Origin of the sequence: Streptomyces spinosisporus, assembly GCF_022698145.1 — a bacterium.
Classification (GTDB): Bacteria; Actinomycetota; Actinomycetes; order Streptomycetales; family Streptomycetaceae; genus Streptomyces; species Streptomyces spinosisporus.
In genome coordinates this window covers 38,287-50,772 of sequence record NZ_JALDAX010000029.1, presented here as the reverse complement: position 1 = coordinate 50,772, position 12,486 = coordinate 38,287, and the positions used below count along the sequence as shown (strand labels likewise).

Annotated in this window: 10 protein-coding genes and 1 pseudogene; 5 read left to right on the top strand and 6 right to left on the bottom strand. The window is 70.1% G+C overall.

Translation table 11 applies throughout. The features are described from left to right. Window positions 1-34 precede the first annotated feature (34 nt). The 5 genes from MQN93_RS41230 to MQN93_RS41210 all read right to left on the bottom strand — a co-directional run bounded on the left by MQN93_RS41230 (window position 35) and on the right by MQN93_RS41210 (window position 6,031). On the bottom strand, window positions 35-403 hold the full coding sequence (locus MQN93_RS41230; RefSeq protein WP_016430649.1) for a hypothetical protein: 369 nt from the start codon (window positions 401-403) through the stop codon (window positions 35-37). 299 nt (window positions 404-702) lie between these two features. After that, window positions 703-1,626 (bottom strand): MurR/RpiR family transcriptional regulator, encoded by a 924-nt coding sequence (locus MQN93_RS41225; RefSeq protein WP_016430648.1) that lies wholly within the window; start codon window positions 1,624-1,626, stop codon window positions 703-705. A gap of 124 nt (window positions 1,627-1,750) precedes the next feature. After that, window positions 1,751-3,445, bottom strand: a complete 1,695-nt coding sequence (locus tag MQN93_RS41220; RefSeq protein WP_242713530.1) for a phospholipid carrier-dependent glycosyltransferase — start codon at window positions 3,443-3,445, stop codon at window positions 1,751-1,753. A 163-nt stretch (window positions 3,446-3,608) separates the two neighbouring features. Then, the gene (locus MQN93_RS41215) at window positions 3,609-4,718 is read right to left on the bottom strand and encodes a Gfo/Idh/MocA family protein (RefSeq protein WP_242713529.1); all 1,110 of its coding nucleotides are present in this window, start codon (window positions 4,716-4,718) and stop codon (window positions 3,609-3,611) included. A gap of 134 nt (window positions 4,719-4,852) precedes the next feature. After that, window positions 4,853-6,031: an ROK family transcriptional regulator gene (locus MQN93_RS41210; RefSeq protein WP_016430645.1), complete on the bottom strand. Its 1,179-nt coding sequence runs from the start codon at window positions 6,029-6,031 to the stop codon at window positions 4,853-4,855. A gap of 242 nt (window positions 6,032-6,273) precedes the next feature. Here MQN93_RS41210 and MQN93_RS41205 point away from each other — a divergent pair, with 242 nt between their 5' ends. From MQN93_RS41205 to MQN93_RS41190, 4 genes are all read left to right on the top strand, one after another. Further along, window positions 6,274-7,602, top strand: coding sequence for an ABC transporter substrate-binding protein (locus MQN93_RS41205; RefSeq protein ID WP_242713528.1), 1,329 nt, complete (start codon window positions 6,274-6,276; stop codon window positions 7,600-7,602). Window positions 7,603-7,723: 121 nt separating this feature from the next. Next, window positions 7,724-8,635 (top strand): carbohydrate ABC transporter permease, encoded by a 912-nt coding sequence (locus MQN93_RS41200; protein WP_242713527.1) that lies wholly within the window; start codon window positions 7,724-7,726, stop codon window positions 8,633-8,635. Next, window positions 8,632-9,534, top strand: a complete 903-nt coding sequence (locus MQN93_RS41195) for a carbohydrate ABC transporter permease (RefSeq protein ID WP_242713526.1) — start codon at window positions 8,632-8,634, stop codon at window positions 9,532-9,534. The genes MQN93_RS41200 and MQN93_RS41195 overlap by 4 nt, the downstream gene beginning before the upstream one ends. A gap of 2 nt (window positions 9,535-9,536) precedes the next feature. Then, on the top strand, window positions 9,537-11,303 hold the full coding sequence (locus tag MQN93_RS41190; RefSeq protein WP_242713525.1) for a hypothetical protein: 1,767 nt from the start codon (window positions 9,537-9,539) through the stop codon (window positions 11,301-11,303). Between the two features lie 21 nt (window positions 11,304-11,324). On the opposite strand, the gene MQN93_RS41185 is transcribed toward MQN93_RS41190, so the two are convergent. Next, on the bottom strand, window positions 11,325-11,978 hold the full coding sequence (locus MQN93_RS41185; RefSeq protein WP_242713524.1) for a nucleoside/nucleotide kinase family protein: 654 nt from the start codon (window positions 11,976-11,978) through the stop codon (window positions 11,325-11,327). A 104-nt stretch (window positions 11,979-12,082) separates the two neighbouring features. Here MQN93_RS41185 and MQN93_RS41180 point away from each other — a divergent pair. Further along, a pseudogene (locus MQN93_RS41180) lies at window positions 12,083-12,475 on the top strand (YybH family protein); the annotation flags it as partial. Window positions 12,476-12,486: the final 11 nt, after the last annotated feature.

Below are 12,486 nucleotides of genomic sequence, written 5' to 3'. Positions count from 1 at the left end.
GGCCCGGATCATGCATCGGCCCCGGCAGGCGTCGTCAGCGAACGGGTCCGGTCAGCGCCTGGCTGACCGCCCGCACGCTGCGTGCGATGTGCTGCAGTTGCATCACCTCGGCCGCGTACATCTTGATCGTGTGCTCGATGACCGACTCGGGCAGGCCGAGCGCGGGCAGGTCGGCGCGGGCGGTCTGCAGGGCGGTGCGGGCCACCCGCATCTCCTGCTGGACCTGGAGCTGGGCATGGCGGGCGAGGAGCACGGGGTGGCGGATCAGGGCCGGGTAGCCGGCGTAGCGCGCGGGAACCAGCTCGCGCAGCCACCTGACCGCCGAGCGCTCCCAGTCGTAGGAGCCGGGCTGCTTGACCTGGCACGGCCAGTCCGGGCTGATGCGCGTGGTCGTCAGTTGCATGATCGTCGCTTCCGGTGTGCGGCGTCGGAAGGGTGGTCCGACATGGGGCGGGCGGCCCCGGCCTAGGGGATGACCGGGACCGCCAAGGCCTCGCGCGGACGAGGCCGACCGGACACCACGGGCGCCGACGCGGGTAGGAGACGGCGGCTCCGGGGTCTCCGGGGTGACGCGTGAGCAGTATTTATATATGCCGTCCGGTTTGCAAGAAGCATGAAAACATTCATGCGCGATATGTAATGAAAGGTCCCTTTGTAAGGTGCGAAAGCCGGAGTGGGTGGTGATGGCCCGTCCGCGGGCGCTCAGTCGCGCAGGAAGAACTGGTGCTGGTCGGAGATCTGCTCGTACTCCTCCAGGCGGGCCTGGGTGCGCTCGGGGTCGGCGTCCGTCATCGCCTGCAGCAGGGCGGCAGCGATGACGCCGGGGGCCGCGTAGGAGTCGAAGACCAGCCGCGAGCCGGTGCCGGTGGCGAAGACGATGTCCGCCTCCGCGGCCACCGGACCGAGCGCCAGGTCGGTGACCAGGGCGATCCGCAGCCCGGCACTGCGCGCGACCCGTACCGCCGTGAGGGTCTCCTGGGCGTGCCGCGGCATCGAGAACGCCAGCACCCAGGTGCCGCCCGCTTCATGCGACTGCAACAGCGCGTCGTAGGCGACGCTGCCGCCGCGGGTCACCAGCCGGACGTCCGGGTGGATACGGCGCGCGGCGTAGGCGAAGTACTCCGCGAGCGACGCCGAGATCCGCAGCCCGAGCACGGTCAGCGGAGTGGACGCCGACAGCTTGCGGCCGAGCTCGATCACCTGGTCGGGGTCGGCGAAGTCGCGCCGCAGGTTCTCCAGGTTCTCGATCTCGGCGTCGACCGCCGCCTGCAGTTCGTTGCTGCCGTTCTCCTCGGTCGCGGCGGGTCCGCCGGCCAGGGTGCCGAGCGCGATCGACTGGAGCTTCTCGCGCAGGGCGGGATAGCCGCTGAAGCCGACCGCCGCGGCGAACCGCGTCACCGAGGGCTGGCTCACGCCGACCCGCTCGGCGAGATCCGTGATCGACAGGAAGGCCGCTTCGGTGATGTGCTCGATCAGATACTGGGCGATGCGCCGCTGGCCCGGGGAGAGCCGGGGCCGGTCGAAGAGCGTCCTGAGCTGGGAGGCCGGGGCGGCCTCGACCTCGGGTGCGCTCTTGCCCGAGGTGATCGCGGATGCCTGTGCGCGTGCCTGCTGCGGCGATGGCACCGGTGCGCCTCCTTTGTCTCCCACAGTGCTTCAACATAGCCCACACACCGTTGTGACCAGGGCTTGTGCGACGGCATCCGGAACCGTCTGGTGCACGTGCGGGCCGTTGCCGACGGGCGGTATGTCACCGCCGGTAGAGGGTGATCGAGTGCCCCACGTCGTCGATCGCGCGGCTGCTGTCGAGCAACGCGGCCAGCCGGCCCCGGGCCTTGGCCGCCGCCGAGTCCGACACGACCAGCAGCCCGTGGACCTGACGCGCCGGCACCTTGCGCGGGTCGGCCGCGTCGATGCCGTAGTACGAGGGCACACCACTGCCCTTGTACACCAGCCAGATCCGCTCGCCCCGGTACCGCTCGTGCAGCCGGTCGGCGAGCCGGCCGAGGTCCTGGCCCCAGTCCACGTTGGAGTCGTGCAGCCGCAGATGCGTTGCGGCCGGACCGCCGAACGCCTCGTTGGAGTACGGCAGATAGTAGGGGAACGTCCGCAGCGAACTGACCGCGACGAACAGCAGGAGCGCCCCCGCGACCGGCCGCGTCCACCGCCACCGCACGGCGAGGACGCAGCCCGCGGCCACCGCCAGGAACATCGGCACGAAGACGGCGTACCGGGTGCCGAAGTCCCGTGCCCCGGTCATCGCGACGGCCAGCAGCACCGCGGCGGGCAGGAGCACATAGGGCGCCGCGGGCCGCAGCCGCCGTACCGCCACCATCACGACGGCACCGGCCGCCCACAGCGCGAGCATGCCCAGCGGGGTCTTCACCAGCAGTGCGGCCGGCAGGTAGTACCAGCGCGAGCCGGTGTACAGATGGCCGAAGAGGAAGCCCTGCCAGGGATAGTTCTCCAGCCCGAACTGGATGCGCATGCCGTCCCGGTAGGACTGCGGGAACGGCATCAGCTGCACGAGCAGCCCCTTCAGGCCGTGCACCGCGGGCACCGGCTGCCCGGTCTGCGGGCGCAGCGCCGGATCGACGACCAGATACGACGCCCATACGACGGCGACGGCCACCACGGCGGTCACCAGCGCCGCCCACGAGGCCCGCACCAGAATCCTGCGCCGGTCCCGCGCGCCCACCCGCCACACCGACCAGGCGGCGAGCGCCATCAGCACAGGGACGGCCGGCAGGACGTTCATTTTCGTGGCCAGCGCGGCCCCGAGCGCGACACCGGCGAGCGGCACATACAGACGCGGCCTGCGGCGCGCCCGCCACAGCAGCCACGCCGATGTCAGCACGAACCCGGCCGCGGGCACGTCGAGCGTGGCCAGCGAGCCGTGTGCGATGACGTCGGGGGAGAGGGCGTAGAGGGCCAGGGCCGTCAACCCGGCCACCCGGCCCGCGAGTTCACGCGCGAAGGCGAAGACGACGAGTCCGAACAGCAGCGTCAGCACGATCATCGGCAGCCGGGCCCAGAACATCAGCCGCCAGGGGTCGTTGCCGGACTCGTAGAGCACATGCCGGCCGAACTGGCTCTGATCGCCTTGGTACTTGGTGTCGACGTGCGGCTGGGCGATCGCCACCCCGGCCGCGATCACCAGCTTGCCGAGCGGCGGGTGCTCGGGGTTGAAGCGCACCCGGTGCTCGTGCAGATAGTCGGCGGCGGTGGCGACGTAGATGGGCTCGTCGATCGTCGGGGTCTGCTGCACGGCCGTGGTGACCATCGCCGCCGCCATCTGGGCGAGCAGCACGACCACCAGCAGCGGCTCCAGCCACCGCCTGCCGGGACGGCGCGGCGGCCGCGGGGCCGCCGCCCGCGGTGGCGGGTGCTCCTGGTCGTCGTGTGTCTCCGGTTCGAGGACCGAGTGCTGTTCGTGCGCCATCATCCGCCCCGCGGTGCCACCGACCGCGAGCGGGCAGGAGCGATACGGGCCCGTCTCATGGGCCCTACTCTCGCACCAGCTCCCGCCCCCGGGCGTCACCGCTTCAGGAGTCGTACCGACAGACCTTCCGTCGTACAGACGGGTACGGCCCGCAGCCCGTCGCAGTTCAGCTCGACGCGGCGCGCCGGCCGGACATGCTGTCGTAGAACGGGGTGCCCGGCGAGACGTCCGAGGGCTTCACCGGGTGGCCGGACGCGCCGGAGGCGTACAGGGCGGCCACCATCGCGAGGGTCCGCCGGGACTCGGCGAGCGGCACGGGCGGCGCGGTGCCCTCGCGCAGACCGGACAGCACCTTCGCGAACTGCGCCCAGTGCCCGCTGCGGGAGTTGTGCGCTGCCCCGGCGTCCTGCGGACCGGTCATCGCGGCCTTCCACTCGGTGAGCACACGGTCGTGCCGGGGTGCCGGGGTCACCCGCCAGTCCTCGTCCCGGTAGCCGTACAGGTGGGTCACCTCGACGGTGGCGTACTCGAAGTCGTAGCGCAGGTACGACTCCTGGCGCGGGGACAGGGAGCTGTTCACCACGGAGGCCACGGCGCCGTTCGCGAACGTCACGTGCGCCATCGAGACGTCCTCGGTCTCGGTGCGGCGCGCCTGCGTCCTGGTGACGGCCTGCACCTCGGTCCACTCGCCGAGCAGATCGAGCATCATGTCCATCTGGTGGATGCCGAGCCCCATCGTGGGGCCGCCGCCCTCGGTGTCCCAGCGGCCGCGCCAGGGCACGTCGAAATACGACTGGTCGCGGAACCACGTGGTGTGGCAGACCGCCAGCAGCGGGCGGCCCAGCGCTCCCGAGGCGGCCAGGGACTTGAGCGCGGCCTGGCCCCGGCCGAAGCGGTGCTGGAACACGGTCGCGAACCACGGCGGTCCGCTCGCGGCGCCCGCGATCTCGTCGAACTCCCTGAGCGACAGCGCGGGAGGCTTCTCGACCAGCACGCTCGCGCCGGAGTGCAGACAGGCGAGTGCCTGGTCGCGGTGGAGACCGGGGGGCGTGCACAGGTACACGAGATCGGGACGGGCCCGGTCCAGCAGCACGTCGAGGTCGTCGTAGCCGGCCGGTGCGCCGTGCTTGGCCAGGAACGCGTCCAGCCGTGCCCGGTCGGTGTCCGCGGCGGCCACGATCCGCGCGCGGACCGGGCCGGGGGCGGTGAGCGCGGCCGCATGGTCCATGGCGACGTCGCCGGTGCCCACGACCGCGATCCGTATCTCTTCGTCCATCACTCGTGCTCCGTCTGGTTCAGCTGGTGGGGGCAGGTGGGGCAGGTGGGGGGCGGTTCCCGGCCTGGGAGTCATGCGCGGGAGTCCGGGAGCCATGCGTGGCGGTCCGTGAGTCGTGCGCGGAGGCTCCGGGTTCATGCGAGGTAGGTCGCCGACCGGGCGTGCTCGATCGTCAGCGCGCTCACCCCGGTGATCGCCGCGTCGAAGCCCAGCTCGCTGACCGCGATGCGCGGCACCCACGGGATCCGGCCGACGAGGCGCCTGGTGAGCTGTTCGGCCGACTCCTCGCTGTACTGGGCGAACGCGCCCGCGAGCACGATGACCTGGGGCGAGAGCACGACCGAGGTCGCGACCAGGGCGAGGGCGATGGAGTCGAAGAACTCGTCCCTGGCCCGCTCGGCCTCGCCGTCGCCCTCCCGGCAGCGGGCCATCATCGCGCGGAACGCGGGACCGATGCGCTTGCCCTGCAGGCCCTCCCGGGCGGCGAAGGGCTGCACCTGTGCCGCGAGGGTCGACTCGACGTCGCCCTGCTCGGTGAAGTAGCGGGAGAAGGAGGAGGTGGACGTCAGCAGGAAACCGATCTCGCCCGCGGCCGAGCGGTGCCCCCGGTGCAGGCGTGCCTCGTTGATGATGCCCGCGCCGAGCCGGGCGCCGAGGACGAGCGCGACGGCGCTGTGCGCGTTCGCCAGGGCGCCGCCGCTCCACTCGCCGTAGGCCGTCGCGTTGGCGTCGTTCTCGACCAGGATCGGCAGTCCGCTGCGGGCCGAGACGATGTCGGCCAGCGGCACCTCCTGCCAGTCGAGCTCGACCGCCTTGGACACCACCCCTTCGTGCACGATGCCGGGAACGGTGATGCCGACGGCGACGATCGGGGCCGGTACCCCCGTTTCGGGCGAGGCCAGCCGGTCGACGAGCCGCAGCAGTCCGTCGATGCGCGCGGCACCCGCGTCCTGGCCGTCGAGGTCGAAGGTGTGGCTCTCCTCGTGGAGCGTGGTTCCGCCGAGGTCGACCAGGCGTCCCCTGGCCGTGTACTCGGTGACGTCGACGGCCATGATGGCGCGGGCCGACGACGCGAACCGCAGCAGCGTGGAGGGCCGGCCGACCGACGAGCGCACCTGGCCCGCGAGTTCGACCGCACCCTCCTCCAGGAGGGCGGAGCACAGCCGCTCGATGGTTGCCGAGCCGAGCCCGGTGCGCTGCTGGATGTCGCGCCGGGACAGTGGTCCGTGCTCCCGCAGCACGTCTAGTATCGCGGTCCGGTTGATCTCGGTGACATGCCGAGTGGTCGCCGTACGCGGCGCCGGTCGCTTCACAGCCCTCCCCTATATTCCATCGGACTGAGGATAACTCCCGTCCGCATGTCGCTGATCCATCTCCGTATGTTCCCTGGCCGTCCCGGACATTACCAGTCCTGTGCGCTGTGCCAAGGGGATCAGGATCCGCAAAGGGATGCGATAACCCTTGTGGGTATTCCATCACAGTGATAGGAAACGGGGACCTGCTACTCCAGCGGCCGGCGCCGTGCTCCGTCCGCTACGACGAAAAGGGTTCGAAGATGACCAGTGTGGGTGTGCGGCGCTCCCGCCGACTCGGCCGCGGCGGCATACGCCGCCTGGTTCCCCTTGCTGCCGTGGCCACGGCAGGTGCCCTGGTGCTCTCCGCCTGCGGGTCGGGCTCAGGATCGGGCGGCAACGCCAAGTCGCTGACGTTCTGGATCTCCACCGTCCCGGGTCAGGACGCCGGGTGGAAGAAGCTGGTGGCGCAGTACAAGAAGGAGACCGGCGTCAAGGTCAAGCTCGTCAACATCCCCTACGACGGCTACCCGACGAAGCTGCACAACGCCGCACAGGCGAACTCCCTGCCCGACGTGGCCGACGTGCCCGCGCTGGACCCGATCTGGTCGAACAAGCTGATCGACCTCAGCTCCATCGCGAACGACAAGAGCTACCGCATCAACGCCAACTTCCTCGCCAAGGACTCCTCCGGCAAGGTGCTGTCGATCCCCTCGGACGTCACCGCGTCCGGCCTGTTCATCAACAAGTCGCTCTTCGAGAAGGCCGGCGTCTCCTTCCCGACCTCGCCCTCGAAGACCTGGACCTGGAAGGACTTCATCGCCGCGGCGAACAAGGTCCGCGAGAAGACCGGCGCCAAGTACTCCCTGACCTTCGACCAGTCGCCGTCCCGGCTGCGCGCCATGGTGTACGAGATGGGCGGGAAGTACATCCACGCGGACTCCTCGGGGAAGTTCTCGGCGGACGCCGCGACCAAGAAGGCCGTGAGCTACTTCGTCGGACTCAACGACGACAAGACCATGCCGAAGTCGGTGTGGACCAGCGGCGCCGACCCGTCGGCCATGTTCCAGAGCGGTGACGTGGTCGCCTACTGGTCCGGCGTGTGGCAGGTCGCCGCCTTCGCGGACAGCATCAAGAAGTTCGAGTGGGCGAGCGTCCCGACCCCGGCCCAGCCGGTGCAGGCCAGTGACGTCAACAGCGGCGGCATGATGGTGGGCTTCAACAACAACGGCGCCGCGGCCACCGCCGCGAAGAAGTTCATGTCGTGGGTGTACGAGCCGAAGCAGTACACCGAGCTGGTCGAGACCTCCGGCTTCCTCCCGGTCGAGAGCGGCCTGAGCCCGAAGTACCCGTTCACCTCAAAGGCGGCGCAGGCCGCGTTCAAGCTGTACAACGAGGAGATCCCGCTCTACGCCCCGATCTCCGGGTACTTCAACACCGCGCAGACGAACTGGGTGCTGAAGGGCAAGAGCCTCACCACCGACCCGACCAAGACCGAGCTCGGCAAGGCGATCAACGGCCAGCAGTCGGTCGGCAAGGCCCTGGACAACATCGTGGCCGGCTACAACCAGCAGGTCGGCGGCGCGTCGTAGGCGGCGGGGCCGGGTGGCGGCGGAACGCGATGCCGCCACCCGGGCCGCGAACGCCCCTGCGATGCCGGGCTCATGGCGTGAGCCCACAGCAAACCCTTCCCCCCAGCACGGAGTCAGGAAGATGACCAAACGCGCCCCGGACGTGTCCACGAGCCCGCCCAGGAGACGCAGCCGCTACATCCTCGCGCCGCTCGTCCTCATCGCGGCCAACGTCGTGCTCTTCGCGCTGTTCTTCGTGTGGCCGGCGGTGATCGGGCTCGTCTACTCCTTCACCAACTACACGGGTGTGGGGGCGTTCCAGTTCGTCGGCCTGGACAACTACCACAGCTTGTTCGGGGACTCCACGTTCTACGACGCGCTGACCAGGACGCTGCTGTACACCGTGCTCTTCGTCCCGCTGAACTTCGCGCTCTCGCTGCTCATCGCCAACATGCTGGTGAGCAGGCACGCCAAGGGCGCGTCGGTCGCCCGCGTCGTCTTCTTCATCCCCTGGCTGCTGTCGCCCATCGTCGTGGGCGTGCTGTGGCGTTGGCTGTTCGGCGAGAACTTCGGACTGGTCAACTACGTCATCGAGAAGCTCAGCGGGCCCGCCGTGCACTGGCAGTCGAACGCGGACCTGTCGCTGCTGGTGGTGGTGATGGCGGCGTCCTGGGCCTGGACGGGTTTCTCGATGCTGCTGTTCATCGCCGCCATCAAGAACGTACCGGTGTCGTACTACGAGGCGGCCTCGCTCGACGGCGCCGGTCCCTGGCGGCAGTTCTTCAGCATCACGCTGCCGAGCATCGCGCCCACCTCGTTCATCGTCATCCTGCTCAACACGATCAACGCGATGAAGGAGTACCCGCTGTTCGTCTCCCTCAACAACGGCGGGCCCGGTACCTCGAACAACCTGCTGGTCCAGTACATCTACCAGACCGGCTTCCAACGGGGCCAGATCGGCTACGCGAGCGCCGCGTCGTTCGTGCTCATGCTCATCCTGATGGCCGTCGCGGTCATCCAGCTGATCGTCAACCGGCGGGTGGAGAACCGATGACAACCACAGACATGCCACGCCGGGCCGACGCCGCTCCCGGACGGGCCGTCTCCAGGAAGCGGTTACCCGGCGCGCGCACCGGCGGGCTGCGGCGGGCGGTGTCCGCGACGACCCTGCTGTGGATCCTGGCGTGCCTCTACGGACTGCCGGTGCTGTGGTTCATCCTCAGCTCCCTCAAACCGGCCGGGGACCTGTTCTCCTATCCGCTGTCGCTCATTCCGCACCACCCCACCCTGTCGGGCTATCTGACGGCGTGGCGCAGCGCCAACTTCTCGCAGTACTTCGTCAACACGACCATCGTGTGCGTGATCACGACGATCCTCACGGTGGGGGCGAGTTGCAGCACCGGGTACGCGCTGGCCAAGTACGACAACAGGTGGCTCAAGGCCTTCTTCCTCTGCATCCTGGCCACCACGATGCTGCCGTCCGAGGTCATGCTCGCCCCCGAGTTCCTGGTGGTCCGCAACCTCGGCCTCTACAACTCCTTCGGCGGCATCATCCTGCCGGCCGTGCTCACCGCGACCGGCTGCTTCATGTTCCGCCAGTTCTTCCTGACCATCCCCGACGAACTCGTGGAGGCGGCACGCATCGACGGCGCCCGCGAACTGTCGATCTTCCTGCGGATCATGGTGCCGCTGTCCCGGCCGATCATGCTGACCCTCGCCATCCTGTCCTTCCAGTGGCGGTGGAACGACTACATCTGGCCCCTGCTGATGCTGAACGACCCGAACAAGTTCACCGTGCAGATCGGCATCCAGAGCATCGTCGGCGCGCAGAACATCAACTGGTCGGTCCTGCTCGGCGCATCGGTCATCTCGATGATCCCGCTGATCCTCGTCTTCCTGGTCTTCCAGCGCTACGTCATGGGCGCCGACATCAACGCCGGACTGAAGGACTGACTGTGCCCAGCGAGTTCGACCACGAGGCCGACCACGGGTTCGACCACGAAGCCGACTACGGGTTCGACCACGAGTTCGTTCGCGCGGCGGCGCGCGCGGCCGACCGGCTCGCCGCCCCGCTCGCGGCGGACTGCGACGAGGAACCCGCCGGAGTGACCCACCGCGCACTGGCACGGCGCGCGAAGACCCTCGTCGCCGCCTACCGCTGCCCGGACTCGGCCCTGCACGGCAGCGGGCGGGCCGTCACCGCCGCGACGAACCACCTCCGCGCCCTGCGGAACGTGCAGACCGCCACCGGCCTCTTCGCCGGCGGCGACAACGTGCAGTCACCGCCGGACTCGGCGTTCACCGTCAACGACGTGTGCGACGCGCACGTCCTCGCCGCGGGCGCGGGGCCGCAACTGTGCGACGTCACCGCGGCGTTGGGGCAGATCGCGGACGCCGCGACCGCCAGTCTCCTGACCGGCGGGGTGCACACCCCGAACCACCGCTGGGAGTTGTGCGCGGCGCTGGCCCGGCTGCACCGGTCCTTCCCGGACGACCGGCTGCTCGACCGGATCGAGGAGTGGCTCGCCGAGGGCGTCGACATCGACGCGGAGGGACTGTACTCGGAACGCAGCGCCAACTACGCGGCCCACGTGTCCAACCCGTCGCTGCTCCTGCTGGCCGACGTGCTCGACCGCGCCGACCTCCAGGACGCCGTGGAGCGCAACCTCGCCACGACCCTGGACCTGATCGCGCCGGACGGCACGGTGGAGACCGTCCACTCGCGACGGCAGGACCAGAACCACCCGTTCCCGCTCGCGCCCTATCTGCCGCACTACCGGCTGCTCGCGATCCGCACCGGTCGGGGTGACTTCGCCCGTGCGGCGCGGCTGGCAGGCGAGGGCGGCATCGACGACCCCGGCCTGCTCGCCGAGACCCTCCTCGCTCCGGACCTGTGCCGCACCCTGCCCGAACCGGAAGCGCGGACGCTGCCGCGGGACCGGTACCTCACCACCGCACGCCTCGCCACACACACCACAGCCACCGCACACACGGTGGTGTACGGCGGCTCGGACGTGCCCGAGCACCGGCGCATCCGCTCGGGGCTCGCCTGCAATCCCACCTTCCTGCGCCTGTTCGCGGGGGACGCCGTCCTCGACGCGGTCCGTCTGTCGCGGGGGTTCTTCGACCTGGGCCCGTTCCGCGCGGCCGACATGCAACGGATCGACGCCGGCCGCTACCGGCTCACGCAAACCCTCACGGCCGCCTACTACCAGCCGCTCCCACCGCACCGTCGACAGGACGACGGTGCCTACCGGATGGCGGACGAGGGACGCTTCTCGGCCGCGATGGCCTTCCCGGACCGCCCACGGGACGAGGTCACGCACACCACCCGCGTCGACGTGGACCTCACACAGGACGGCGCCGACCTGCGCATCGACCTCAGCGGGCCCCGGGTGCCCTGGGCCCTCGAACTGACCTTCCGGCCGGGAGACGTGACGCAGGGCGCCGTACCGATCGGCGACGGGCGCTGGTGCCTGACGACCGGGGCGATGACCTACCGGGTCGGCGACGACGAGATCCGGGTCGAGGCCCGCGTCGACTCGGGCGAACCGCTCGCCGGGCCGGAAAGCAGCGACGTACTGCGCTACGACCCGGGGCAGGACTACACGGTGGCGGGTGGCACCGACGCGACGACAGGAAACCGCCTCTACATCGGCGGCCAGGGCCCCCAAACCCTGACCGTCACCCTGCGCGCCCACCGAACCACACCCACCACATGACGAGGCTGACGTTGCGCGCGATCAGTACTTGAGCGCGAGGTCGCCCATCGGCACCACCAGATCCGCGCGCTCCCGGGTCGCGGCGATCAGCTCGGCGTTGTGCTGGTCGCTGCGCATCACCCACTCCACGGCCTCGTCGTGTCCCTTGCCGAACTGCTCGTGCCGGTCGATCAGCCGCCGCAGCCGCTCCTGCTCGTCCAGCTCGCAGAACCACACCTCGTCGAGCCGCGCGCGGACCCGTGGCCACGCGCCCGTGTCCAGCAGCAGATAGTTGCCCTCCGTCACGATCAGCCGGGCCTGCGGTGGCACGGCGACCGCTCCGGCGATCGGCTGCTCCAGCACCCGCTCGAACCCGGGTGCGTACACGACCTCGCCGTACTCGTCCTCGCGCAGCCGCTGCAGCAGCGCCGCGTACCCGGCCGCGTCGAAGGTGTCGGGGGCGCCCTTGCGGTCCCGTCGGCCGAGCCGCTCCAACTCGGCGTCGGCGAGATGGAAGCCGTCCATCGGGACATGGGCGGCCCACGGCAGGCCGGAGCCGTTCAGCTCGCGCACCAGGTTCTCGGCGAGCGTCGTCTTGCCCGCCCCGGGGCTGCCGGCGATGCCGAGGACCGCGCGCCCCTCACCCCGGGGAAGAGAGCGGACACGGGCGAGGAGATCGTCGAAAGTCAGCGGCACACAGCAGAGTGTGTCACCCGGACGGCGGTGCGATGAACCATGGGCCCACGGGGAGTCGTCCCTGTACAGGGGACCCGTCCCTGCCGAGGGAAGGAGCCGCTGCCGTGCCCGACGACGCAGCACAGATCCGCACACTGATCGAGAACTGGGCCGAGGCCGTCCACCGCGGCGACCTGGACGGAGTCCTCGCCGACCATACCGAGGACATCGTGATGTACGACGTCCCCCCGCCGCACGAGGGCATCCACGGCCTCGCCGCCTACCGCGCCAGCTGGCCGCCGTTCTTCCAGTGGCAGGCACAGGGCGCCTGCTTCGACATCGACACCCTCCACGTCACCGCAGGACCGGACGTCGCCTACGCCCACGCACTGCTGCGCTGCGGCACGCCCGAGGAACTCGCCGAACGCCCCACCCTCCGGCTGCGCCTGACCCTCGGCCTGCGCAAGGAGAGCGGCCGCTGGCAGGTCGCCCACGAACACCACTCGTTCCCGCACGACAAGACGGGCTC